The sequence below is a fragment of the Fervidicoccaceae archaeon genome, assembly GCA_038878695.1.
GTDB lineage: Archaea > Thermoproteota > Thermoprotei_A > Sulfolobales > Fervidicoccaceae > JAVZVD01.
On sequence record JAVZVD010000002.1, the window covers coordinates 200,366 to 223,307 of the forward strand.

The 22,942-nt window shown below is 64.4% G+C and carries 28 protein-coding genes and 1 pseudogene; 14 read left to right on the top strand and 15 right to left on the bottom strand.

The window, feature by feature from the left end; genetic code table 11:
• Positions 1–62 precede the first annotated feature (62 nt).
• Entirely contained in the window at positions 63–215 is a 153-nt protein-coding gene (locus tag QXU97_04420) for a hypothetical protein (GenBank protein ID MEM4035839.1), read from the bottom strand.
• A 20-nt stretch (positions 216–235) separates the two neighbouring features.
• Between QXU97_04420 and QXU97_04425 the strand changes: the two genes are divergently transcribed.
• Positions 236–514, top strand: coding sequence for a hypothetical protein (locus QXU97_04425; protein MEM4035840.1), 279 nt, complete (start codon positions 236–238; stop codon positions 512–514).
• An 807-nt stretch (positions 515–1,321) separates the two neighbouring features.
• On the top strand, positions 1,322–1,900 hold the full coding sequence (gene mobB / locus QXU97_04430; GenBank protein MEM4035841.1) for a molybdopterin-guanine dinucleotide biosynthesis protein B: 579 nt from the start codon (positions 1,322–1,324) through the stop codon (positions 1,898–1,900).
• Between the two features lie 182 nt (positions 1,901–2,082).
• On the opposite strand, the pseudogene QXU97_04435 reads toward mobB, so the two are convergent.
• From QXU97_04435 to QXU97_04450, 4 genes and pseudogenes are all read right to left on the bottom strand, one after another.
• A pseudogene (locus tag QXU97_04435) lies at positions 2,083–2,423 on the bottom strand (IS607 family transposase).
• A 195-nt stretch (positions 2,424–2,618) separates the two neighbouring features.
• Positions 2,619–3,401, bottom strand: coding sequence for a tryptophan synthase subunit alpha (gene trpA, locus QXU97_04440; protein MEM4035842.1), 783 nt, complete (start codon positions 3,399–3,401; stop codon positions 2,619–2,621).
• A complete protein-coding gene (trpB, locus tag QXU97_04445) occupies positions 3,391–4,566 on the bottom strand; it encodes a tryptophan synthase subunit beta (protein ID MEM4035843.1) in 1,176 nt (391 codons plus the stop codon). The genes trpA and trpB overlap by 11 nt, the downstream gene beginning before the upstream one ends.
• Before the next feature lie 30 nt (positions 4,567–4,596).
• Complete coding sequence (locus tag QXU97_04450) at positions 4,597–5,355, bottom strand: indole-3-glycerol-phosphate synthase (protein MEM4035844.1); 759 nt, start codon at positions 5,353–5,355, stop codon at positions 4,597–4,599.
• 224 nt (positions 5,356–5,579) lie between these two features.
• On the opposite strand from QXU97_04450, the gene trpD reads away from it, so the two are divergent.
• Genes trpD through QXU97_04470 form a run of 4 tightly spaced genes read left to right on the top strand, consistent with a single transcriptional unit; the run spans position 5,580 to position 9,058 of the window.
• Positions 5,580–6,590: an anthranilate phosphoribosyltransferase gene (gene trpD / locus QXU97_04455; protein ID MEM4035845.1), complete on the top strand. Its 1,011-nt coding sequence runs from the start codon at positions 5,580–5,582 to the stop codon at positions 6,588–6,590.
• Positions 6,587–7,231 carry a hypothetical protein gene (locus tag QXU97_04460; GenBank protein ID MEM4035846.1) on the top strand — a complete coding sequence of 215 codons (645 nt, stop codon included), beginning with the start codon at positions 6,587–6,589 and terminating at the stop codon, positions 7,229–7,231. Before trpD ends, QXU97_04460 begins: the two co-directional genes overlap by 4 nt.
• Positions 7,218–8,483 (top strand): chorismate-binding protein, encoded by a 1,266-nt coding sequence (locus QXU97_04465; protein ID MEM4035847.1) that lies wholly within the window; start codon positions 7,218–7,220, stop codon positions 8,481–8,483. The genes QXU97_04460 and QXU97_04465 overlap by 14 nt, the downstream gene beginning before the upstream one ends.
• Positions 8,468–9,058: an aminodeoxychorismate/anthranilate synthase component II gene (locus QXU97_04470; GenBank protein MEM4035848.1), complete on the top strand. Its 591-nt coding sequence runs from the start codon at positions 8,468–8,470 to the stop codon at positions 9,056–9,058. Before QXU97_04465 ends, QXU97_04470 begins: the two co-directional genes overlap by 16 nt.
• Positions 9,059–9,068: 10 nt before the next feature.
• On the opposite strand, the gene menA is transcribed toward QXU97_04470, so the two are convergent.
• The 7 genes from menA to QXU97_04505 are packed head-to-tail and all read right to left on the bottom strand — an operon-like array spanning position 9,069 to position 14,707.
• The gene (gene menA / locus QXU97_04475) at positions 9,069–9,956 is read right to left on the bottom strand and encodes a 1,4-dihydroxy-2-naphthoate octaprenyltransferase (protein MEM4035849.1); all 888 of its coding nucleotides are present in this window, start codon (positions 9,954–9,956) and stop codon (positions 9,069–9,071) included.
• Between the two features lie 30 nt (positions 9,957–9,986).
• Positions 9,987–10,688: a FumA C-terminus/TtdB family hydratase beta subunit gene (locus tag QXU97_04480; protein ID MEM4035850.1), complete on the bottom strand. Its 702-nt coding sequence runs from the start codon at positions 10,686–10,688 to the stop codon at positions 9,987–9,989.
• Positions 10,604–11,506, bottom strand: coding sequence for a fumarate hydratase (locus QXU97_04485; protein MEM4035851.1), 903 nt, complete (start codon positions 11,504–11,506; stop codon positions 10,604–10,606). The genes QXU97_04480 and QXU97_04485 overlap by 85 nt, the downstream gene beginning before the upstream one ends.
• Entirely contained in the window at positions 11,463–12,794 is a 1,332-nt protein-coding gene (locus QXU97_04490; protein MEM4035852.1) for an NADP-dependent malic enzyme, read from the bottom strand. The genes QXU97_04485 and QXU97_04490 overlap by 44 nt, the downstream gene beginning before the upstream one ends.
• A gap of 45 nt (positions 12,795–12,839) precedes the next feature.
• Positions 12,840–14,069 (bottom strand): NADP-dependent isocitrate dehydrogenase, encoded by a 1,230-nt coding sequence (locus QXU97_04495; protein ID MEM4035853.1) that lies wholly within the window; start codon positions 14,067–14,069, stop codon positions 12,840–12,842.
• A gap of 48 nt (positions 14,070–14,117) precedes the next feature.
• The gene (locus QXU97_04500; protein ID MEM4035854.1) at positions 14,118–14,486 is read right to left on the bottom strand and encodes a hypothetical protein; all 369 of its coding nucleotides are present in this window, start codon (positions 14,484–14,486) and stop codon (positions 14,118–14,120) included.
• Entirely contained in the window at positions 14,483–14,707 is a 225-nt protein-coding gene (locus QXU97_04505; protein ID MEM4035855.1) for a ribosomal protein L13e, read from the bottom strand. Before QXU97_04505 ends, QXU97_04500 begins: the two co-directional genes overlap by 4 nt.
• Positions 14,708–14,818: 111 nt before the next feature.
• Between QXU97_04505 and QXU97_04510 the strand changes: the two genes are divergently transcribed.
• Together QXU97_04510 and QXU97_04515 are read left to right on the top strand one after the other, a co-directional pair.
• On the top strand, positions 14,819–16,021 hold the full coding sequence (locus tag QXU97_04510; GenBank protein MEM4035856.1) for a hypothetical protein: 1,203 nt from the start codon (positions 14,819–14,821) through the stop codon (positions 16,019–16,021).
• Between the two features lie 2 nt (positions 16,022–16,023).
• Positions 16,024–16,479 (top strand): hypothetical protein, encoded by a 456-nt coding sequence (locus tag QXU97_04515; GenBank protein MEM4035857.1) that lies wholly within the window; start codon positions 16,024–16,026, stop codon positions 16,477–16,479.
• A 3-nt stretch (positions 16,480–16,482) separates the two neighbouring features.
• Here the strand turns inward: QXU97_04515 and QXU97_04520 are convergent, their stop codons facing one another.
• A complete protein-coding gene (locus tag QXU97_04520) occupies positions 16,483–17,169 on the bottom strand; it encodes a SagB/ThcOx family dehydrogenase (GenBank protein ID MEM4035858.1) in 687 nt (228 codons plus the stop codon).
• Between the two features lie 576 nt (positions 17,170–17,745).
• Between QXU97_04520 and QXU97_04525 the strand changes: the two genes are divergently transcribed.
• From QXU97_04525 to QXU97_04540, 4 genes are all read left to right on the top strand, one after another.
• Positions 17,746–18,555: a sulfide-dependent adenosine diphosphate thiazole synthase gene (locus tag QXU97_04525; protein MEM4035859.1), complete on the top strand. Its 810-nt coding sequence runs from the start codon at positions 17,746–17,748 to the stop codon at positions 18,553–18,555.
• The gene (locus QXU97_04530) at positions 18,552–18,698 is read left to right on the top strand and encodes a hypothetical protein (GenBank protein ID MEM4035860.1); all 147 of its coding nucleotides are present in this window, start codon (positions 18,552–18,554) and stop codon (positions 18,696–18,698) included. Before QXU97_04525 ends, QXU97_04530 begins: the two co-directional genes overlap by 4 nt.
• A gap of 5 nt (positions 18,699–18,703) precedes the next feature.
• Complete coding sequence (locus tag QXU97_04535) at positions 18,704–18,934, top strand: hypothetical protein (protein MEM4035861.1); 231 nt, start codon at positions 18,704–18,706, stop codon at positions 18,932–18,934.
• A 1,040-nt stretch (positions 18,935–19,974) separates the two neighbouring features.
• Entirely contained in the window at positions 19,975–20,634 is a 660-nt protein-coding gene (locus tag QXU97_04540) for a LysE family transporter (protein ID MEM4035862.1), read from the top strand.
• On the opposite strand, the gene QXU97_04545 is transcribed toward QXU97_04540, so the two are convergent.
• The gene (locus tag QXU97_04545) at positions 20,631–21,167 is read right to left on the bottom strand and encodes an HD domain-containing protein (protein ID MEM4035863.1); all 537 of its coding nucleotides are present in this window, start codon (positions 21,165–21,167) and stop codon (positions 20,631–20,633) included. The genes QXU97_04540 and QXU97_04545 overlap by 4 nt on opposite strands.
• A gap of 169 nt (positions 21,168–21,336) precedes the next feature.
• Positions 21,337–21,591, bottom strand: coding sequence for a hypothetical protein (locus QXU97_04550; protein ID MEM4035864.1), 255 nt, complete (start codon positions 21,589–21,591; stop codon positions 21,337–21,339).
• A 75-nt stretch (positions 21,592–21,666) separates the two neighbouring features.
• On the opposite strand from QXU97_04550, the gene QXU97_04555 reads away from it, so the two are divergent.
• Together QXU97_04555 and QXU97_04560 are read left to right on the top strand one after the other, a co-directional pair.
• On the top strand, positions 21,667–21,891 hold the full coding sequence (locus tag QXU97_04555; GenBank protein MEM4035865.1) for an Lrp/AsnC ligand binding domain-containing protein: 225 nt from the start codon (positions 21,667–21,669) through the stop codon (positions 21,889–21,891).
• Between the two features lie 117 nt (positions 21,892–22,008).
• Positions 22,009–22,899, top strand: coding sequence for an isoaspartyl peptidase/L-asparaginase (locus QXU97_04560; GenBank protein MEM4035866.1), 891 nt, complete (start codon positions 22,009–22,011; stop codon positions 22,897–22,899).
• The last annotated feature ends 43 nt before the right edge of the window (positions 22,900–22,942 follow it).

The following is a 22,942-nucleotide window of genomic DNA, read 5'->3' on the forward strand; positions in this document are numbered from 1 at the left end:
GCTCGAGGCGCCTCCTCTCAGATGCGGAGACGGATCGCGCCGATAGCGCTCCATACGCTCTCTCACCACAGGAGCTCCGCCTCGAGCTCCTCGCTCACGGCTCTCCTGAAGGCGACTAGGTACAGGCTCGCTCTCGCCGCGAGGATCGCCGCTTCGGCCGCGGCGAGTAGAGAGGATCGGCTCGTCAGCTGATACGCGGCCGCGATCGAGTCCACGAAGCCCGTGCGCCGAGGCTATGAGCACGAAGCCGACGAGCCCTCTCCCTCCGCGAGAGAAGTCCGCCAAGAGCACGATGCTGCCCGCATGGAATAGAGCTACCGTGAATCTCTCGAGAGCAGCCACGGGTTCGGCGGCCGCGAATAGGCCGGGCGGCGTCGAGCTTGAGCAACGATCAGAGACGCGTAGCCTAAGATCCCCCACCGCGAAGGCCTCGGTCAGCCCAAAGCCCGTGTCGACGCCAAAGGCCTCGGTGAGGCTCCTACGCCTGACGAAGACGAGCTTGAGGCCGGACTGAGCCGAGCCCGCTACGAATTCGAGCCGCAACGATAGACCTATCAGAGATATCTAATCGCGCCATAGATCCTCGACCGCCTCGGCGCCCTTCGCCGTGAGTTCTGGGAATAATCGGCAGGGCCTGGACCAGCGATTGAAGGGGAATCGCCACGAGAAACGCTTCGAGGCCAGGCGCGAGCTCTCCGCCCGTGAGTCTCCTAGAGCCCATGAGTCTGGCCGGCGCGAGGGCCGCGAGTCCCCCGAGCACCGGGGTCGCCGGAGCGCTACGATCGATGAAGTCAAACCTAGACCTAAAGCCTCGCTTCGCTCCATCTTCTCGACGACGGCCGCCATGCCGTACGCGGATATCTCGGCCATTTTCTCCCCCGAGCATCGACATGCCGAATCTCAGCTCAACGACGGCGTTGGTCCCTATCGCCTTGGCCGACCTGGTCAGCCTCCCCAGCACCTCCTCCCCGGCCTCGGCTAACAGCTCGGTATGCTCCCTTACTTCGCCACCCGCTACGTTTCTGAGAGACTCTGTAATGTGTCTCGGCCCAAGCGCGTCGCCCTGACAACTCCTCCGCGCGCCACCCCCTTGACTTCTCTCGCTTATAACTTGGCCTGGCACGGTCTCCGTGGCGACGGACGGACTCCCTCAGATCTCCAAGCTTCCCACATCTGAGGCAGTGCCTCAGGCCGCTCGGGGGAGTATGTCTCCCCAAAGACAATACGTGAGGAGTACGCGCACGCCGCATTCTCCACTCCTGGCGATTAGCGCCTCATAAATAGGCGCGGAGCGAGGCGAGGTCGGAGGCGCTGGGTCCTCTTGAGCATTGAGGAACGGAGGAGGCCCCTCGTCGTCGCGGTGGTAGGGCCGAGGAAATCTGGCAAGACCGCCGTGGCTGAGTGCGTGATCTCCTCCCTCTCGAGAGCTGGTTTGAGCGTGGGGGCCGTGAAGAGGGTCCACGAGGAGGGCTTCACGATAGACCGCGAGGGCAAGGACTCGTGGAGGTTGGCGAGAGCCGGGGCCGAGGTCGTGGCGGTGGTGGCTCCGGGAGAGGCCTCGCTGGTGAGGAGGGGGTTGGAGTGGTCGGAGGGGCTCGAGTGGGCTCTGACAGAAATGGCCGAGCTGGGGGTCGACGTGATAGTAGTCGAGGGAGCTCACTCGGTGCTGGGTTCGAGGAGCGACGTGATGAAGATCTTGGTGGCGAGAGACGAGGAGGAGCTCGAGAGAGTGCTAGAGGGGACGAGGCCGCCGATCGCCGCGGTCTCCGGCCCCGTGAGCTCGAGGAGAGAGCTCGAGGAGAGGCTCGGCGTGAGGCTCGTCGACTTCTGCTCGAACGAGGAGGCCGCGGTCGAGGTCCTGGGGCTAGGGGGAAAGGGGTTTGGGTTTCATGTTGGTTGATGTTGTTTGAATCGACCCTTGGTTTCATGGACCTCAGGGCACCTTTTCATCGGTGCCCACGTCATCGGTCTCCACCCGTTCAGGGTAACCCCTACCCACAGCTCACCCTCATCTAGCTCGAGTTCACAGCTGTGGGGAAACCCCCACATCTTGGTGTACTTGAGGTAGATGTTTATGGATGCGAGCTTCAAAATCTTCTTGAACCCCTTCCTATCCTCGTTGAGACCACTACCGATATCTGTGATAACTTCATATTTCTCCACGTTGTTCTGCTTAACCCACTCTTCGAGAACTCTTACTTGTCTTTCAAGATCATCCTTCTGCGTACGCGAAGAGGCACGAGCGTAGAGGATGGTGATTTTTTGGTTTAACAATATCCATCAACTTTTCAACATATTCTTCTCTAAACCTCCACTTACCACTCTCGAGAACAACTGGCTTAATCCAACCCTCTCTCAACGTACTCCCTCAGAGTAGTGTAACTAATACCGAGTTTTTCACAAACCTCCTTCGGTCGAAGCATCGATACCCCAAAACAAAGATTGATATCAACTCTATATACCTTTATGAAACTCGGAACAGTTGCGTTAGGCGAGGCCTCGACCCACGTAGTTCGGTGGCCGCAGAGCTCGGAGCTCAACGCCTACGACGCTTCGACTTCCCTCCGAGGGGGAGCCCGGCTCGCCCGGGTTGCGACCTCGCCGGCGGCTCGCGGAGGCTAGCGCGCCGAGCCCCTGGCCCGGGCCGCCCTAGACACGGCCTCCTTGAGTTCTCTGGCCTTCTCCGCCAGAGCGGGGCCTGCTCCGGCTCCTAGCCTCTCGACTATCTCGACGAAGGCGCTCCCCACCACCACTCCGTCGGCCCCCTCCTCGACCAGCCTCTCGACGTGCTCGGGCCTCGAGACCCCGAAGCCCACGGCGAGAGGCCTCGAGCAGACCCTCTTAGCTCTCTCGAGGAGAGCCAGAGCTAGAGGAGAGAGCTCCTCGCGGGCTCCGGTCGTGCCGTAGAGCGAGACCAAGTAGACGAAGGCGGTGCTGCGCTCGCATATGAGTCTCAGCCTGTCGTCTGGCGTGTTCGGGGAGGCGAGGAAGACCGTCCCAACTCCGCTCTCGCGGCAAGAGTCTAGGAGCTCGTCGGCCTCGTCCACGGGGAGGTCGACGACTATGAGGGCGTCCACTCCGGCCGAGGCGAGGTCCTCAACGAATCTCCTCACCCCTCTCCTGAGCACCGGATTGTAATACGTCATGAGGACGATCGGCTTCCCTCGCTCCCTCTTCAGCGCTCTAGCTATGTCGAGGACGTGGGAGAGCCTCGTGCCAGCCTTGAGTGCTCTCTGAACTCCCCTCTGTATCGTTGGGCCATCGGCTATCGGGTCACTGAAGGGAACCCCGAGCTCGAGGACGTCGGCGAGCTCGAGGACGGCCGAGGCGAGCTCGAGCGACGCCTCGGGGCTGGGGTCCCCGGCCACGAGGTAAGCCACGAGGGAGGGCTCATCGAGCAAGTCCCAGCTCCCTCAGCACGATCTCGAGGTCTTTGTCCCCGCGGCCCGAGAGATTGACGAGTATTATCTCATCTCTCGGGGAGTTCGCCGCGAGGTCCATGGCGTAGGCCAGAGCGTGAGCCGCCTCGAGGGCCGGGAGTATCCCCTCGCTCCTGGCCAATTCGACGTAGGCCTCCAGAGCTCTCCGATCCTCGACCGCCACGTAGCGGACCCTGCCCCTCTCCATGAGGTGGGAGTGCTCGGGCCCAACGGCTGGGTAGTCGAGGCCGGGGGCGACGCTGTGCGTGTCGAGTATCTGACCGTCGTCGTCCTGAAGCACGTAGGTGAACATGCCGTGTAGGACCCCGGGGCTCCCCGCTAAGAGGGGAGCGGCGTGCGCCCCCGTGTCTAGACCTCTCCCCCCGGCCTCTACTCCGATCAGCTCGACCGAGTCGTCCAGAAAGGCCGAGAAGATCCCGATCGCGTTGCTGCCTCCCCCAACGCAGGCGACGACGTAGTCCGGGAGCCCGCCCTCCGCCTCGAGCATTTGAGCTCTGGCCTCTCTGCCTATGACCGATTGGAAGTCTCTAACTATCATGGGATAGGGGTGAGGCCCGACGACCGAGCCTATGACGTAGTGCGTGTAGGGGAACGAGGCTATCCAGTCTCTCAGAGCCTCGTTTATCGCGTCCTTGAGGGTCCTGGTCCCGCTCTCGACCGGCACGACGCTGGCCCCGAGCAGCCTCATCCTGTAGACGTTCATCCTCTGCCTCTCGACGTCTTTGCTCCCCATGTATATGTCGACTCGGAGGCCGAGGAGGGCCCCCGCCATGGCGGTGGCAACGCCGTGCTGACCAGCCCCGGTCTCCGCTATGAGCCTGCTCTTGCCCATTTTCTTGGCGAGGAGGGCCTGGCCGAGCGTGTTATTTATCTTGTGGGCTCCCCCGTGGAGGAGGTCCTCGCGCTTGAGATAGATCTTGGCCCCCCCGATCCTCTTGGTGAGGTTCTCGGCGAAGTAGAGCGGGGTGGGCCTGCCGGCGTAGGTCCTGAGATACTTATCGAGCTCTCTCCAGAATCCCTCGTCGTTCTTGAGCGTCTCGTACGCCTCCTCGAGCTCGAGGAGAGGCTGGAGGAGCGTCTCGGGCACGTATCTGCCCCCGAATCTACCAAAGCGCAAGAGAGGCACCGCGCGGCCCTCAACTTCGGCGAGCAGGCTTTAAGCGTTCGGGGAGCTGGAGACCTTGACGGAGGATAGCTCGGCCGCTAGCTCGGGAGATCTCATGAGGGAGGTTCCCACGAGTATCGCGTCGGCTCCCCAGGAGGCCGCGGCCTCGGCGTCTCTCCTACTAGCTATGCCGCTCTCGAGCACGACGAGCCTGACTCTGCCCCTGACCGCCTCGACGGCTTTCTTGGCTCTCTCGAGAGAGACCGACAGGTCCCTCAGGTCCCTCGAGTTGACCCCGAGCAGCGAGTCCGGGGCCTCGCGCGCGACCTCTCTCGCGTCATCCTCGTTATCGACCTCGATTAGAGGCTCGAGCCCGAGCCTCCTGGCCTCGTCGACGAGCTCCCAGAGGTGATCTCCGAGGAGCCTCTTGATGAGGAGCGCGGAGCTGGCCCCCAGCCCTCTAGCCTCCTCGAGCTGCCGGGGGGAGACCACGAAGTCCTTGTAGAGGACCGGCCTCCCGAAGGAAACCGCGACCTTGACGAAGAGGGGGTGACCGGCGAAGCGGAGAGGCTCCGCTACGACGCTCAGAGCCGTCGCGTACCTCGAGACCTTCTCGAAGTAGGTCCACGGGTCGAGGTCCAATCTAATGACCCCAGAAGGGGAGACGCGCTTGTACTCGGCGATGAGGGCCAAGAAGCCCTCGGACCTCCTGCGCTCGAGGGCCTCGACGATGCTGGGGGCATCGGCCGAGCTCGAGAGAGCCTCTATCCTCCTGAGCGCGAGGATCCTCATCGAATCGACGAAGCTCACCAAGCGTGAGGCCACCGCTCGACTGTAGAGAGCCAAAGCTTTAAAAGCGTGGGAAACCCGTGGAACTCAGGTGCTCTCGATGCGCCAATGGGCTTGAGGCTCCGCGGACTCCCTCTTCTGCCTTGGAGCTTCTTGAGAGGAGAGAGCTCTCGGGGGTCCGCGCCTCCTCGAGCCTCCTCGGCGCCCCCGGCCGAGGGCTCGGAGTCTAGGAGGTTCGACCAACGATGAGGGATCTCATCGAGAAGATCTCGAGAGGGGCTGCTCTGAGCCTCGAGGAGGCCAGGAGAGCGGCCCTCGAGATGTTGAGAGGAGTCGACGAGGTCGTCGCCGCCGCCCTGCTGATGGGGATGAGAGTGAGGGGGGAGAGCTCCGAGGAGATAGCAGGCTTCGCCGGGGCTCTGCGCGAGACCTGCGTGAGGATAGAGCTCGGGGAGCTGGCGAGATCCGCGGTCGATACAGCCGGGACGGGGGGAGACGGGTTGAGGACCCTCAACGCCTCGACCGCCGCCGCCCTCGTGGCGGCATACCTCGGAGCCGTTGTCGTGAAGCACGGCAACAGGAGCGTCTCGTCATCATCAGGCAGCGCCGACTTCATCGAGGCTCTGGGCTTCGAGTTGAGCGCTCCCCCCGAGAGGCTCTCGAGAATGGCCCGCGAGCTACGCTTCGCCTTCGCCTTCGCCCCGAGCCACCACGTAGCGATGAGGAACGTCATGTCGGTCAGGAGGAGGCTGGGGGTGAGGACTATCTTCAACCTCGCGGGCCCCCTCTCGAACCCGGCCTTCGTCTCGAGGCAGGTGATAGGGGTGGCGGAGCGCTCTCTGCTCGAGAGGGTGGCCGAGGCCGCTTCTCTACTGGGCTACGATCTGGCCCTCGTGGTGCACGGAGAGCCGGGAGTCGACGAGGTCTCGGTCTTCGGGGCGACGGAGGTCGTCGAGGTCAGGAGAGGTTCGATCGAGAGGTTCGCGCTGACTCCGGCCGACCTCGGCCTGAGGAAGAGAGAGCTCGGCGAGGTGAGGGTGGAGAGCGCTAGGCACAGCGTCGAGAGGTTCAGGAGAGCCGTCCTCGGCTCCGACGAGGCGGCTAGAGACTTCATAGCGGCGAACGCGGCCGCGGCGCTCTACGTGGCCGGAATCGCGAAGGATCTGAGAGACGGGGTCGAGCTCGCTCTCAGCCGGATGGACGGGGGCCTGCTGAGCTACGTCGACGAGCTGGCCGAGGCGAGCAGATCGCTTTGACGCTCGTCAAAGTCTGCGGGGTGACGAGGATCGAGGACGCAGAGAGACTGTCTAGGCTCGTGGACTACGTCGGAGTCATCGTCCACTCGAGCATCGAGACTCCGAGGCTCGTCGACACGAGGAGAGCGCGCGAGATAGCCGAAGCCGCTGGAAGGGCGAGGCCCGTGGCCGTGGCCGAGGGGCTCGAGTTCGAGGAGGCGCTCGAGTTGGCCACGAAGATCGAGTTCCCGATCCTACAGTACTACGGGGCTCCGAGCGAGAGGGAGCTGGAGAGGGCGTCGTCGTCTTTCTCGAACGTCTCCGTGGCCGTCGCCGTCTTCTACACGCGCGCGGAGGAGCTGGAGAGGGCGTTGAGGCTAGCTGAGGAGGAGCTGGTCGAGTACGCGCTCATCGACGCTCCAAAGAGGGGGGCTTTGGTCTACGAGCTAGGGCTCAAGATGCCGCTCGAGCTCTTGGCCAGGCTGGGTGGCAGGCGCCGAGTTGGCGTAGCCGGAGGGATAAAGCCGAGCAACGCCGAGCTCGTCGCGAGGTTCAGGCCTCACCTTATCGACGTGAGCTCCGGTGTCGAGTCGAGGCCCGGCGTGAAGGACGAGAGGCTGGTCCTGGAGCTACTCGAGGCGATACGTCGTGCCCTCGCATGAGATTCTGCCCATCTCGTCGGCCCCCTCGCCTAGGCTGTTAGCCAGGAGCCTCGCTGAGGAGGGGGAGGAGCTCGTCGCTCTACTCGAGAGCGGGCCGGGCTACCACGAGAGATCGCGCTACACGATCGTGGCTTGGGGGGGAGAGGAGAGGGTAGTCGAGTGGGGCGAGGACCTGAGGGGCGAGCTCGAGGATTTGAGGCGGAGCGTCGGAGACGGAAAGATCGCGATCGGCTACCTCTCGTACGAGGCCGCCGTCTCCGTTGAGGAGATCCTCGAGGAGGCGCTGCCGAGGCCCGACTGGCCCCTAGCCGAGTTCTTTGAGCCCGAGGGCTTCGCCATGTACGATAGAGCTCTCGGGAAAGTGCGCTTCGTCGGCGAGACCCCGAGGGCTCGGCCGCTCGAGGAGGATCCCGGCTTCGAGGTCGTGGAGAGGATCGGGGGCACGAGGATCGAGTCGTTCCTCGATTGGGTCCGAGGGGCTCTGAGCGACATAGAGAGAGGCGAGGTGCTCCAAGTCGTGCTGTCGAGGCGCGAGGACTACGCGTTCAGAGGTTGCCCAATGACTCTCTACGAGAGGTTGGCCGAGCTGAATCCCTCTCCCTACATGTACGCGCTGAGGTTCGGCGACAGATGGATCTTGGGGACGAGCCCGGAGCTCCTGGTCAAGGTGGAGGGGGGAGAGGTCGAGACTCATCCGATAGCCGGCACGAGGCCCCGCGGCAAGACCCCGGAGGAGGATCTGAGGCTCGAGGAGGAGCTCGTCGCCAGCGCGAAGGATAGAGCCGAGCACGTGATGCTCGTCGACTTGGCAAGGAACGACCTAGGCAAGGTGTGCAGGAGGGGGACCGTGAGGGTGAGGGGGCTCTACGCCGTCGAGAAGTACCAGAGCGTTCAGCACTTAGTCTCGAGGGTTAGCGGGATCCTAGAGGCTGGGCTGACCGTCGTAGACGCCCTCTTGGCCACCTTCCCAGCCGGGACCGTGACGGGGGCCCCAAAGGTAAGAGCGATGGAGCTGATCGCGTCTTACGAGCGAGAGCCGAGGGGGCCCTACGCGGGGGCCGTGGGCTTCCTACACGGCGGGGGGGGAGAGTTCGCGATCACGATAAGGTCTGCCTTCGTCCGCGAGAGCTCGATCAGGATACAAGCGGGGGCCGGAATAGTCTACGACTCCAGGCCGGAGCTCGAGCTGGCCGAGACGGAACATAAGCTCGAGAGCCTGAAGAGAGCGATGGGGATATGGGCCTCGTCCTGATCGTGGACAACTACGACTCGTTCGTCTACAACATAGCGCAGTACGTCGCCGAGCTAGGCTGGAGGCCCGTGGTGTTGAGAAACGACGAGATCACGCCGAGAGCCGCCGAGAGGATGAGGCCCGATAAGATAATAGTGAGCCCCGGGCCGGGGTCCCCCGAGAATCCCAGAGACGTCGGATTCTCGCCGCACATCGTCGCGAGGCTAGGTCCCAGGATCCCAATCCTCGGCGTGTGTCTGGGCCACCAGATAATAGGGGTGGTCTTCGGTGCCAGAGCTAGGAGAGCCAGGAGGATAATGCACGGGAAGTCCGACGTCGTGAGAGTCGTTGAGACGTGCCCGATATTCTACGGGCTCCCGAGAGAGTTCGAGGTCATGAGGTATCACAGCCTCGTAGTCGACGACCTGCCGAGCCACCTCATAGCGACGGCGGTCTCGGCGACGGACGGAGAGATAATGGGGCTGCGGCACGCGGTCCACCCGATATTCGGGGTCCAGTTCCACCCTGAGAGCGTCGGGACCCCCAAGGGTAAGAGAATTCTCAAGAACTTCCTCGAGCTCGACCTCGAGCTCTGATGGAGCTGGCTCACAGCGCGCTCGAGATCGCGATGCCAACTAAGTAGAGAAGCCCGAAGAGCAGCACGAGTCGGGCCGTCCTAGGATCGGCGTCGGCCGGGATCTCTCTCCTCATCGATGAGGCCAGCGAGAGGGCCGCGGGAAGGCTAGCTAGACACAGGAGAGACGCTACCGGGAGGAGACGTAGAGACGCTAGCGCGACCGAGATGGCGTAGGGGGACAAGACCATGAACTCGTAGAGACGCAGAGCCCTCCTCGTCCCGAGCGCCACGGCGATGGTCCTCACCCCGGCCCGCGAGTCCGTCTCGATGTCCCTGACGTTGTTGGCCAGCAGGACCGCGGCGACTAGCAAGCCCAAGGGGAGCGAGGCGAGGGCCGGGCCCACGTCCAGCCGGCCCGTGCAGACGTAGTAGCCTCCGAGGAACATGAGAGGGCCCCACGTGAGGAGGACCTGAAGTTCTCCGAGCCCTCTGTACTTGAGAGCGAGAGGAGGGCCGGAGTACCAGAAGGCCGAGGCCAGACCCAAAAGGCCCAAGATCAAGGCGAGAGGCCGCGACATAGCGTAGAGGGCGAGGGCCACGACCATCGCCAGAGCCCCGAAGGAGAGCCCGTAGACCAGGGTCTCTCTCGGCGAGAGGAGCCCGTGGACTATCGGGTGAGGCCTATAGATCGTCGTCCCGGCGCCCGGTCTGTCGACTCCTCGAGCAAAGTCGAAGTAGTCGTTGACGACGTTGGTCATGGCGTGGAGAGCGACGCTCCCTGCTATCGTTAGGGAGAGGAGAACGGGGTCTAGGAGAGCCCCGGACCAGTGTCCGTACGCGTAGCCGGAGCCAACGCAGATGATAGTCATGGGGAAGCTCCAGGGCCTAGTGATGAGGAGGAGCTCCCGAGCCCCCAAGTCCTCGACCTCTCCGAGGCTTTGGGCGTCTCAGCGCTTAAATTTAGCTCCAAGCCTCGACGCCATGAGGCGCGAGGCCTCGAGCCCCGCCTCCCGGAGGCGAGCTTCGTTCTCTTCCCTCAGGTTCCTGCCCGTCGAGTCCACCGAGACCACGAGCGGGCCGAGCCTCTCGACCTCGAGAAGCCAGACCGCCTCGGTCACGCCTAAGTCCAGCCACTCTACGCCGATGACCCTCCTAACGGACGACGCGCCGAGCGCCCCGAGTCCCCCGGGCATCTCGGCGTAGATCGCGCCGAGGGAGGCCAAGGCTCTCCCGGCCTCGGGGCTCACACCCCCCTTGCCCACTAATAGTGCCGCCTTGGTCGCCTCGATGAAGCGAGCGTGGAGCTCGTCGAGCCTCGCGCTAGTCGTCGGGCCCATCGACGTGATCCTCCAGCTCTCTCCCTCTCTCCTGACCGCGGGCCCGGCGTGGAGCACGGCCTTGCCCTCTAGGTCGAAGGGGGGAGGTCTGCCCTCGAGGAGGATCCTAGCGTAGGCTCTATCCCTTGAGGTGGCGATGACCCCGGAGAGATAAAAGACGTCGCCCACGGAGAGAGACCGGAGCTCGACGGGATCGGCCGGCGACCGGATAACTCTCGCTTCTGGCCTCAAACTTCTCTGCCTCCATGATATGGGAGAGCGGCTCTTAAGTCCTCGGTCACGACGAGAATTCCCCGCCTGTGAGCCCAACAACCCAGCGAGACCGCAGCCGCGACCGCCGAGGGGTGGACCGGGCGGGTCTCGACGGCGACGGCCAATAGCCAGGGTCCTCCTCCGAAGCCCGAGGGACCGATAGGCAAGCCTTCGAGGGCCTCCTCGATTACTTCCTCGAGCTCGGCCGCGTCTGGGTCCCAGGATCTCGAGCCCAGAGGAGACCTTAGGAGAGCCCTCTTGGAGAGGAGCGCGGCCGACTCTGCCGTAGGACCCAGGCCCACGCCCACGACCGCGGGCGGACAGGCCCTCGGCGCCACCTCGACCGCGGCTCGAACCACGAGCTCGGCCAATCCCTCTCGCCAGCGGAGCGGCTCGAAGACCCTGGCCCTCCCCCCGTGCGATGCGCCTCCCCCGGCCAAATACAGCACGACCTCGGCCGAGCTCGAGCCCTCGACGATCTCCACGTGGATCCACGGCTCGGCCGAGCTCCTCGGCTCCCCCGAGCGCCATCTCACGGAGTTCGGCCTGAGGAGGCCCAGACCCTGAGCCTCCTCCACGGCCTCGGCGAGGCTCGCGAGGAGGAGGCTCTTCCATGGGAATTGCTCGCCTATTCGCGCGAAGAATTGAGGCGTCCCCGTGTCCTGGCATATCGGGGAGCGCGATGTCTCGGCGAGCTCCGCGTTGGCGAGCAGAGACTCGTAAACGAGTCGAGCGAGAGGCGAGTCCGCGCGGGAGGCCAGGCCCGCCAATCTGGCCTTAACGTCGTCGGGCAAGCTCGTCGAGGTGGCAGCCACGAGCTCGAGCGCCACCTCTCTAAGCCTGGATCTCTCCCACGAGCCCCGCTCTCCTGGCGGCATCGAGGTACCTCTTGGGCCTCGATATCATATCGCGGATCTCGGCCTCGAGCTCGGATCTCGAAATTCTCCTCCTGGCGAGCCCGAGCTCGGATGCCTTCTCCGCCACAGCGAGGGCCTCTCTGACGTACGCCTCCTCCTCCCACATCGACGGCAATATGCGGTCCTCGCTCAACCCCGTCTCCTCCGCGTAGCTGGCCAGAGCTCTGGCGGCGGCGACGAACATCTCATCGTGCATCTTGACGGCTCCCGCGCTCAAGATCCCTCGGAAGACCGCCGGAAAGCCGAGGCTGTTATTGATTTGATTGGGGAAGTCCGATCTGCCCGTCGCTACGATCCTGGCCCCGGCCTCCTTGGCCTCCCAAGGCCAGATCTCGGGCACGGGGTTCGCCTCGGCGAAGACTATCGCGTCTCTCTCCATGGCAGCTACCCACTCCTTCTTTATCACGCCAGGGCCGGGCCTCGAGGCAGCCACGACGACGTCGGCCCCCTTCATGGCCTCGGCTATGCCGCCTCTCATCTCCGGGCTCGTCTCGACTGCTATCTCGTACTTGCGGGGGTTCTCGATTCTCAGAGCCTCGGCGTCCTCTCTGTCCGGCCTGAGGATCCCCTTCGAGTCCACGACTACTACGTTGCGAGGCCTGACCCCGATCACCTTGAGGTATCTGTAGAGGGCTACGTTAGCGGCGCCCGCCCCTATCAGCGCGATCCTAACCTGCTCGATCTTCTTGCCGACGAGCTTAAGCGCATTGATGAGAGCGGCTATGTTGACGAGAGCCGTGCCCTGCTGGTCGTCGTGCCATACCGGGACGTCGAGCTCCTTCTCCAGCCTCTCCAACACGTAGAAACACTTGGGAGAAGCCACATCTTCGATGTTGATCGCCCCGAAGGAGGGCTCCAGGGCCTTGACCACTTCGACGAATTCGTCCGCGCTCCCGACCCTCAAGGCTATGGGGACCGCGTCCACCCCGCCCAAGTACTTGAATAGGAGGGCCTTTCCCTCGAGCACTGGCAGCGAGGCCTCGGGCCCCACGTGGCCGAGGCCCAGCACCCTCGATCCGTCGCTCACCACCGCGGCTGCGTTCCACCTCCACGTGTAGAACAGCGAGAGGTCGGGCCCCCCTCTCCAGATTTTAGAGGAGGGCTCGGCCACGCCCGGCGTGTACCAAATCGAGAACTCGTCGGGAGAACCCATGGGGACCTTGGGGAGGACCTCGATCTTGCCGCGGAACTCCCTGTGGAGTCTCTCCGCGAGCTCGTACCAGCTCTTCTTGCTCCTCACCAGCTGCACCGATGATGAGGGGGCTCGGGCGGCGTTATATTCGTGAGCCTCCTCCTACAACCTGAGTCTCTTCTCGAGGAGGGCCTCGAGGTTCGACCTCGTCGCATCGATGAATTCCTCGGTCGATACGAGCGAGATCGGGGGCTCGGCCGCTCTGGCCAAATCCTGTGTAACGATTCCGTCAACGTCTATCGTCTTTAGGACGGCCTCCTCGAGGAGCCTCGAGAATTCGACTAGCTCCTCCAGTCCATCGAGTTTTCCCCTCCTCTCGAGCGCTCTGGCCCAAGCTAGTATCGTGGCCGTGGGATTGGTCGAGGGCCTCTCGCCCCTCAGGTACCTGTAGTAGTGCCTGCGAACCGTCCCGTGGGCCGCCTCGGCCACGTAGTGGCCCTCGGGAGACATGAGCTCGGAGGTCATCATGGCTAGGCTCCCCGAGAAAGCCGCTGCGATCATGTCGGAGAGCACATCGCCGTCGTAGTTCTTGGCCGCCCAGACGAATCCTCCCTCCGACCTGATCGCTCTGGCGTAGGCGTCGTCGATGAGGTAGTACTCGTACTTGAGCCCGGCCTCCTCGAAGGCTCCTCTGAACTCTCGCTCGTAGACTTCGGAGAATACGCGCTTGAACTCGGCGTCGTAGACCTTGGATATCGTGTGCTTGGCCGCGAACCACACGTCAAGCCTCCTCTCGAGCGCGTACCTAAACGTGGACCTCGCGAAAGACTCAATAGACTTGTCGAGATTGTAGTAGGCCTGTAGCACTCCGGGCCCCTCGAGGCGAGAAATTCTCGCTCTGACCTCGCGGCCCGAGGCTCCTCTGAAGACGAGCTCGGCCTCCCCCGCCTCGTCGACTTTCACGCCGACTCCGGAGTATATGTCTCCGAAGGCGTGCCTCGCCACGACGATGGGTCTCCTCCATGTCTTGACCGCCGGGGGGACTCTGCGGACTAGCACCGGGCACCTGAATACGGTTCCGTCGAGCATCTCTCGTATAGTGGCATTGGGGCTCCTCCACTCGCGCTTGAGCCCGTACTCGAGGACTCTCTCAGGGTCGGGGGTTATCGTAGCGCACTTCACGCCGACTCCGAGCCTCTTGACTGCCTCCGCCGCTCGAACCGTGACGGCGTCCTCGGTCTCGTCTCTGCTCTTTATCCCCAAGTCGTAGTACTCGGTCTTCAGCTCAACGAAGGGATTGATCAGCCTCTCCTTGACCCATTGCCACATGAGCCTCGCCATCTCGTCTCCGTCCATCTCGACGATGGGTCTGTCCATGGCTATTCTGCGCAAGCTCTCACCCTCTCCGGTGCCTTCGGCTCTTAGCGGGGGCCGGGGGCTTCACGCCGTCTCGGGCTTGGGCTTGGCTCTGAGGGCGGCGTGATGCAGAGCGTGCCTTATCTCGAGGTCGCTCTCTCCCTCGACCTCCCACATCCTCCTGATCCTCATGATGACCTCGCTCGGGACGTCGCCCTCGAAGAATGCGTACTGGCGCCCGGCCATCGTCCTCTCAAGCTTGACGACCCAGGCCCTCCTCCAGTCCTCTGGCTTGAGGCAATATACATCCTCGCCTGTCACGAGGAGGTCCGACCTCTCTCGCTTCGTTGGCTCAACGACTCCTCTGCCCGGTATGGCGACGAGCGTCAGCTCCAGCCCCCCCAGGCTCAGAGCCCTCGCGTAAGTGAAGCTCTTGCACTCCTCGGAGCTCAAGCGCCCTCTCCTCCTCTCTTCGAGCTCTCCACGAGCCTCCTGAGAGCCTCGACGTTCTCGGGCTTGAGCGACCTCCTCCTGGGGTCGACTCGGAGCCCGAGTCTCCTCGCGCGCTCCGCGTCGAGCCCCGCGGCCTCGAGCTCGCGGGGGCTGAAGCCTCTCCCGGGCCTGAGGCGATTGGGCGCGCGGGGAGAAGACACGACGGCCTCGGGGATCTCCATCCCGTCGCTCCTCGAGCCGTCATCCCTAGGCCCAGCTAATTTAGCTTAAGGCTTGGGAGAGCGCAATCCACATGTAGCTCCCTCGGCAGAGCTAGCGAGAGGAGCGAGCTCTTGAACTCGACCGCGTCCGCTCGCCCGACCAGGGTCTCTCTCGTGGACTTGCTCGGGTTAGAGCGAGTCGACCTCGAGATCAGGCCCTTGACCGTAGTGGTGGCTCAGAGCCCTCTGCTCAGGTACGCACTCTCGAGGATCTTATGGGGTCTGGCGATCGCCGGCCCCCACATGGAGGCCTGGGCCAGGGCCACGCTATCGAGGGGGGCTCCGCGCTTGGCCTCTGAGTTCTCCGATAAGATAAAGCGGGGAGAAGACGCGCTGCTCACCTTCAGGAGGCTCGTCTCGACATTCCTAGACGCGCTCCCCGAGGCCTTGGGGCCCGAGCTGCGGAGAGCTCTCTCGGCGACCCTCGAAATGGACGTGAGCTCTCTGGCCTCGGGGCCCAACCCATCGATCGAGGTGGAGAGAGCGGGGCTCCTAAGGATCCCCCTCTCGAGCGGGCTAACTCCGACCCTGGCTTACGACCAGGCGATCCTCGAGAGCCTGTTTATCGAGCGGACGAGCCCGGCCACGGCGAGGCTGAGCTTCGCCGACGTCGACCTCGGCTCAGGTCCCGCGATCGGTCAGAGAGACGTGGTGGGGCTAGCGATAAGAGCTACCTCGGCCATCGTCATGGAGCTCGCCTTTCCGGCGCTCGTCGGCGGCGAGGCTCTGGCCTCATTCCTGCCGGCCGAGAGGGTGGGAGCGCTGAGGGCCGCGGCCGGGGGGAGATTCGACCCGCGGAGGCTCGAGGGGATGCCGAGCGACGTGAGGCACGCCGTGAAGCTCTACCACGGCTTGGCCGAGGCGAGAAGGAGAGGAGCGATAGACGAGAAGCCCCTCGAGCCTCTACTCGAGGAGCTCCGCTGCGAGCTCTTGCCCCCGAGCGAGAGGGGGCCGCCGTCGATTTCCGTGAGAGTGCGGGGAGGGCCTGTCTTCGAGCTCCCAATGGCTCCTCCCGGCGTCTGCTCGCCGCTCCTGGCCGCCCTATTATTGGCCTCGCCTCCTCAGCACATTCCGGTGAAGCTCGCGATAGTAGAGGAGCCCGAGGCGCACATCGAGCCGGGAGTCCTGGCGGTCTTCCTCGGAGTGGTCGCCGCGTTGGTTCAGAAGTACGGTAGATACGTCATTCTAGTCACTCAGAGCGAGGCCGTGGCTGGCTCAATGGAGGCCCTGAGAAAAGAGAGCGAGACCCTCAACGTCGTGGCGAGGAGAGAGTGAGAATGGCGCTCTTGCTCAGAGAGCTGGTCCTCCTCCTACTGCTCTCGGCATCTCCGCTCGCTGCCTCGGTCCTTGTAGCCGAGGGAGGCGAGGAGTGCATCCGCATAGAGCCCGTGTACAAGTACGTGGGCACGGGAGGTCTCGTCGTGATCAACGGCGCGATCAGCCCCCCGATGAAGGCCAAAATCCTAGTGGTCTTCGAGAAGCCGAACAATCAGACAGTCGAGGTCGAGGTCGAGTCGTTCGAGAATGGCACGTTCGCCGCGTCGGCCTTCGCCGACGTGGGCGGGGTCTGGAGGATCAACGCCAGCTACCTTGGAGACGAGCTCCGCGGCCCCTGCTCGAGCAACACGGCGTACGTAGAGGTCATAGCGCCGGTTGTGCCCCTCTGGCTCAGGCTCCTAGTCGTGACCTTAATAATCATAGGCATCATGGGGTGGGCTTCTTCTAGGAGGTGAATCTCACGGTCTACGACGAGCGTAGTACCTCTCGAGGTCCTCGGGCGTCAGCACGTGCCTCCTGAGGGGCCTCCCCACCGGCATAACGTAGAGAGGGACCTCCTCGGGCCCCATGCCGACGACCCTCTTGACCTCCTCGTCGCGGAAAGCCCCGATCGCTACGGTTCCCAAGCCCAAGGCCACGGCCTGGAGGTAGACGTTCTGGCCGAGGTGGCCGAGGTCCATTGGGACGTACCTGGATGCCCCCCTCGAGCCGTATCTAGCCGTGGTCCTCTCGTATATCGCCGATATGGCCAAGCTGACGGGGGCCTCCTCGACCCACTCCTGGTCGAGCGAGGCCCTCCTCAGGTCGGCCCTCAGGTCTCCTCGCTTGATGAGCTTGAGCGCGTGAGCGTGGGGATCGTATCTGTACGAGCCCGGCTCTAAGCTCTCTCCTCCCCCGCGCGAGACTCCTCCGCGTCCCACCACCGCGTAGACGACGAGCGGGTAGCGGGCGCCCGCGCTCGGGGCAGTCCTCAGGCCCCACTTGGTCTCGCTCACTCCGTAGGCGGCCCACAGGATCTGAGAGAGCTCCTCGACCGTGAGGGGGTCGGGCGAGAACTCTCTCACCGATCTCCTCGAGGCCAGGGCCTCCTCGACGCTTATCTCGCCTCTGAGCCTGGGCAGCGGGAGCAGTATCGTTTCCTCCATCTCCCCGCGCCCCTCGAGCCTCGCGAGGGGTCTAAGATTTGGGTATAAATTTCTCTAGGCTCAGAGCTGCCGCGGCGAAGGCCGGGATCCTGAGCGCCGGCGCCAGAGCGAGAGGCTCGAGTGCCCTCCTCTGAGGGGGCACGCGCGATCTCGAGCTCACCGAGTCTTCTCAGGGCTCGTGGCATCAAAACGCCAAACGCGGAGAAGGCTCGGCGGTCGACTTTGAAGCTGGGCTCTTCGCGTGGCTCCGGCGGCGCTGGTCGTCGAGCTGACCTCTTCTCTCCCCTCTCGGCGGTTCCTGGAGCCGGTCTCCGGATAATTACCTCATGCGAGGAGCCCCCAGCTGGTCGCCGCCGCGCTGGCCTAGCGCACTCGGTCGCGGGTCTCCGGATCGCGCTGGAGAGGGCGCTTCGAGGGGAGGGCTCGGCTCCCCCGCCGCGATCTCCGCCTGACTCGCGTCTCCAAGTTCACGATGACTCACGCGGTTCTGCCGGGCCCGGTCTCCTCAATCGATGATAACCAGATAAAAATCAAATATATAAATCGGTTTGGCTCAGCTCGTCTCGGCGATCCGGCTTGAGCGCCCTTTCTCTCGCCTCGCTCCAGAGAGTCGAGCCGCTCGAGGCGGCGATAACGAGGATCATCGTCGAGCACGCCTCTAGGGAGTGGGCCGAGCTCTCGTCCGTCGACGTGGTAGTGGTGGGAGCGGGGCCCTCGGGCATGGTGACGGCGAAGTACACCGCCGAGGCCGGCCTCAAGACCGTGATCTTCGAGAGGAGGCTGAGCTTCGGCGGGGGAATAGGAGGAGGAGGCATGCTGTTCCACAAGATAGTCGTCGAGGAGGAGGCCAAGGAGGTCCTCGACGACTTCGGCATAAGGGCGAGGCCCTCCGGGGTGGACGGACTCTACGTCGTCGATGCGGCGGAGTTCATGGCGAAGCTCGCAGCGGGGGCCATCGACGCGGGCGCCAAGATAATACACGGGGTCACCGTCGACGACGTGATCTACAGGCCCGACCCCCTCGAGATAAGGGGGGTGGCGATTCAGTGGACCGCCGTGACGATGGCCGGCCTCCACGTCGATCCTCTCTTTGTGTGGTCGAGGGCGGTCGTCGACGCCACGGGCCACGACGCGGAAGTCGTGAGCGTGGCTTCTAGGAAGATACCCGAGCTCGCTCTGAGACCTCGGGGCGAGAAATCGGCTCACGCCGCCGAGGGAGAGAGGCTAGTCGTCGAGAACACGGGCAGGCTCGTCCCGGGCCTCTACGTGACGGGCATGGCCGTCGCCGCGGTCCACGGCACTCCGAGGATGGGGCCGATATTCGGGGCCATGCTATTGTCCGGGAAGAGGGTCGCCAGGCGAATAATCGAGGACCTCAGGAGTTGAGCTCTCTCTGCGCTCTCTGCGGCGAGAGAGCCGCGACGTCGACGTGCAGGAGATGCGGCAGGAGGGTCTGCTCGTCTTGCTCCACTCACCACGGCCTCTGCGCGCGCTGCCGCTCCGAGCTCCCTAGACTCGGGTGGAGGTGACGTTTTTGCCCTTCTCGGTCGAAGAGGCGGGGTCCGGCCCGACCAGATGCGCCGTCTGCGGCAGGCTCGTCTCCGACCCGGTGCACGCTCTCAAGACGTGTTGCGTCAACAAAGCCATCGTGTTCTGCAGCGAGAGGTGCAAACAGGAGTGGGAAAGGGGCTGGCTCAGGAGACAAGAGCAGCTGAAGAGCGCGTACTCCAGGCTCGGCGGACCTCGAGCGGCTCCGAGGCTTTGAGCACGGGAGCGGCTCTCGAGCCACTTGCGATTCTCCGCCGCGCCGACTCGCGTCTATCGCTCGACCTCCGAGGGCCCTCCCCCAGCTCGCTCTCGACGCCTCGGGACCTGACCGACGTACTCGTCGCGGGCGGTGTGAGCCGAGAAGGGCCCTCCGTGATCGAGGGCGTCTTCACCGCTCAGCCGCGCCTAGCGGCGCGGGCTACAGTCTTCACCGGGCCTCGCTGATCGATCTCGCGCCGATCGCTTTATAGCTCTCGGGCTGCTGCGCGAAAGGGGAAAAGAAGGGGGCGGAGACGGCGACCGGGCTCACCTTTGCTTGACGGCGTTTTCTCGGTCGGGTAGCCCTGCGTCGCGTTCTTCTGCTTAAACCGGATAGGAAGGCCGGCGAGTAGCGCTGAGCGTAAAGGCCCTCGGCGGCGCTGCCCGCCGCGTAGAGACCGGATACGGGCTTGCCATCCTTGTCAAGGACCTGGAGCTTCTCGTCGACCTTATTACCCGATATGACGTCTATTTGCCGCGGCGCCCTCTTGCAGTCGACGGATACTCCGGCCTCTTCGAGGAGCTTCCCGCCGGGGCCGGGACCTATGTGGGCTCCTTTCAGCTGTGGAGTGCTTCTCTAGGACCACGACCCTCGCCCCCCATTGGCAACGCTCGCCACGACGAGGCTCACCACCCCACGCTCCCACTACGACTGCGTCGGCTTCTATCACCCGCTTGATCTGAGCGTCAGACGCGAGCGGAGGCGGAGCGGAGGATCATGGTCTGCAGATCGTTCCGGCTCGGTGACCGCTCCGGTCTCCGTTCTCCGTGGTGGTCCGGGTCGTCGTGATGAGGAGAGTCTGGTCTTGGTGACGGTCCGGGGAAGACCTGTGGCGCCGGCCGCCGTAATGGCGGGGAGCTCCCTCCTGGTCGCTCCTCTCTTTTCCTTCTCCTCGGACATGGGGGCTATGCCTCGAGTCGGAAGAGCGTTATGACGGCGGGAGAGCTCGGGGAAATCGATAAGAGGGCTGGCTGCGCCACTCGCGCGAGGCCGCGGCCTTGCCCTCCTCGCTTCTCTCCTTAGCCGCGACGACCGTGGCGATATCGGCCAGCGGAGCGCTCAGCCCGGGTCCTCTCTCCGCCTCGGCCGTGGCGGTCGGGGCGAGCTTGGGGGCCCTCGGCGGCCTCGCGCTCGCGGTCGGTCACACGCTCTTCGAGCTCCCCTACGTCGTCGTTCTAGCCAAGTGGAGGAGCCACGTGAGGCCCCTCCTCGAGAGATACTCGAGACCAATGAGTCTCGCCGTGGCGGCCTTCATGGCGTTCTTCGCTTATCTCGTAGCTCGAGACGCCGTTGCGATCCTCCTCGGGGCGTCGGCGGAGACCGCAACGTCGACCGCGAGCCCTATGAGCGTCGGCGGAGCTCTGTGGACCGGCGCGCTCCTCACGGGCCTGAACCCCTATTTCCTCCTGTGGTGGCTGACGGTTGGTCAGCCCCTCGTTGCCAGAGCGGTCGAGGCGGGTCGAGGAGGTCTCGCTTTAATGTACCTCAGCCACGTGTGGATGGACTACGCCTGGCTCGCTCTTCTAGCGGCCGGAGGAGGGGTCGCGAGCGTCTTGGGGGCGGGAGCGTACGGGGTCCTCCTGCTCGCCGTGTCTCTTCTGCTCGCGTACTTCGCGGTTAGCTTCTTCGTCTCGGCCCTGAAGCCTCGACGGCTCTAGGCTCGGGGACGGCGGAGGATGGGCGAGACGAGCTTCCCGATCACTTCGCTCAGCGCCCTCCCGAGCTCCTCGTCTCTCAGCCCTCTCAAGAGGGAGTCCAGCTCGCTCAGAGCCCCCAGAGCTATGTCCTCGACCCCTCGGTAGCCCGAGTCCAGGTACCTCGCCGCCTGATTCGCGGTGGCCAGGAGGTCCGAGATCTTCGCAATCACCCCCTCGACGCTGGAGAGCTCGGCGTATTCTCTCAGGAGCTCGGTCAGCTCCCCCAGCCCCAGCTCTCTCAGAGCCTCCAGCCTCGCCTCCTCGAGGCCTCGAGCTCTGAGCTTGGCGCGCTTCACGACGTCGCCGAGGAGCGCCTCCTCCGAGTCGTGCAATAGAGCTAGCGTCAGAGCTCTCCCGAGGTCCGCTGCGAAGCCCTTCCTCGAGAGCTCTCGGCACAGCATCAGGGCGTAGACCGCGGCCTCGAAAGAGTGCCCGGCCACGCTCTCCGCGGCGGCCGGCGGGATCCCTCTGAGGAGCCAACCCGTCCTGGGCAAATTCTTGAGGACCGCGAGCCTCTCGACGTCTATCGTCCTCGATCCCCGCGGAGCCTTGAGAGGCCGAGGGATATAAAGCGGGCGGCGTCGCTGGGGAGCGAGCCGAGCCCTCAGCCTCGTCGCCCGGAGCTCCTCGTTCCGAGGAGCTCGGGAGGCGAGGGGCCTCGACTTAGAGCCTTGATACCCTAAGGCTCTCGACGGCCTTCTTGACTATCTCGATGAGATAACCCTCTTCCCCCGGCACCCCCTCACCGATCGGGACCCCATCCACCAAGAGCTCGGGGAGCTCGCTCTCTCCCTCCTCGATTTCAATGGATACTTCCTCGCCCAGCTCCCCCTCCAGGATCTCTCTGATCTCCAACAACCACGAGTAAACGGTGAGCCTCCAATAGCTCGGCCTCCCTCGCACCGAGACCCTGATCAAGCGTCGACCCCCCCTTCGCGCGGAGCTGAGAGAGGGCTTTTATGCTAGGCCCTCGAGAAGAGCTCGGGGATCGCGTTGAGAGCTTTCGTCGAGATACACGCAACGGCCGGCCTGCTCGAAGGGGTCCTCGAAGCGGTCAGGAGGACTGAGGGAGTCAAGGAGGCCTACCCAGTGGCGGGCCACTGCGATATTATAGCGGTCCTCGAGGTCCCCGACCTCAAGAGCCTATACGACGCGGTCAAGCGCATCCACGGAGTAAAGGGGGTAGAAGCCACCGAGACTCTGATATCCGTCGAGTGACACGGGAGCCCGTTTTTCTCCTTTCTCTCCCTTGCCTCTCGTTCTCGGCGCGAGGCTCTCCTCGAGCTCTGGCGCAAAAATACCACTCGCGTTGAGCCGAGGAGGGGGGCCCGCGCCTTGGCGTGTACGGCCGCTGTGGCGGCCCACGGAGGGGCCGGTCGCTGGAGGCCCGATAGAGGCTACTCTGCCGTCGAGAGAGCTCTCTCCGAGGCGATCGAGCGGGGGCTTGAGGAGATCGAGCGGGGGGCGCTCGCCGCCGCCGTCGAGGCCGTGAGGGTCCTCGAGGACAGCGAGGTGCTCAACGCCGGCTCGGGCTCTACGCTCAACTCAGAGGGCTGCGTCGAGATGGACGCCGGAGTCATGGACGGCTCGACGGGCGACGCCGGAGCCGTCGGAGCTCTCCGAGGCTTCAGAAACCCCGTGTTGGCCGCTCTAGAGGTGATGCGCAGCACTCCGCACGTGCTCCTCGTCGGCGAGGGGGCCGCCAGGCTCGCCGAGCTCGCGGGCCTCGCCAGGCTGGAGCCGACGTGCCGCGGCGAGGCCCCGGCTTGGCCCCTCGAGGGGAGGCCCTGGGCCCGGGCGCTCTCCCCGCTCGTCGACACCGTCGGGGCGGTCGCTCTAGACGACGAGTGCCGCCTGGCCGCTGCAGCTAGCACGGGCGGTATAACCGGCAAGCTGCCCGGGCGGGTCGGCGACACCCCCATCCCCGGAGCCGGATTCTACGCGAGTCGCTCGGCCGCGGTCGTGGCCACGGGGATTGGCGAGGTCATAATACTTGAGTCCGCGTCCAGGCGAGCTGTCGAGCTGGTAGAGAGGCTCGGCGACTTGGTCGAAGCTCTAAATGCTGTGGTCTCGGAGGTCACGGCGAGGAGAGGTCGCGGCACGCTCGGCCTATTGGGGCTGGACGTTCGTGGGCGCGTGGGAGCCTCTCATAACTTCCAGGCTATGCCGTGGGGGTACGCGAAGCTCGGCGAGAGGCCTAGAATCCTCGGCCTCCCGAGCCTGTGAGTCGCGGCCGAGGGCCTCTCGGGAGCTTGTCATCGTTATATTT

What these genes read in the sequence shown, in the direction of transcription:
- QXU97_04470 (MEM4035848.1), top strand. Translation starts at nt 8,468, where the DNA reads ATGGGCCTCGTCCTGATCGTGGACAACTACGACTCGTTCGTCTACAAC.
- QXU97_04520 (MEM4035858.1), bottom strand. Translation starts at nt 17,169, where the DNA reads ATGGAGGAAACGATACTGCTCCCGCTGCCCAGGCTCAGAGGCGAGATA.
- QXU97_04515 (MEM4035857.1), top strand. Translation starts at nt 16,024, where the DNA reads ATGGCGCTCTTGCTCAGAGAGCTGGTCCTCCTCCTACTGCTCTCGGCA.
- QXU97_04505 (MEM4035855.1), bottom strand. Translation starts at nt 14,707, where the DNA reads ATGGAGATCCCCGAGGCCGTCGTGTCTTCTCCCCGCGCGCCCAATCGC.
- QXU97_04485 (MEM4035851.1), bottom strand. Translation starts at nt 11,506, where the DNA reads ATGCCGCCAGGAGAGCGGGGCTCGTGGGAGAGATCCAGGCTTAGAGAG.
- trpD (MEM4035845.1), top strand. Translation starts at nt 5,580, where the DNA reads ATGAGGGATCTCATCGAGAAGATCTCGAGAGGGGCTGCTCTGAGCCTC.
- QXU97_04425 (MEM4035840.1), top strand. Translation starts at nt 236, where the DNA reads ATGAGCACGAAGCCGACGAGCCCTCTCCCTCCGCGAGAGAAGTCCGCC.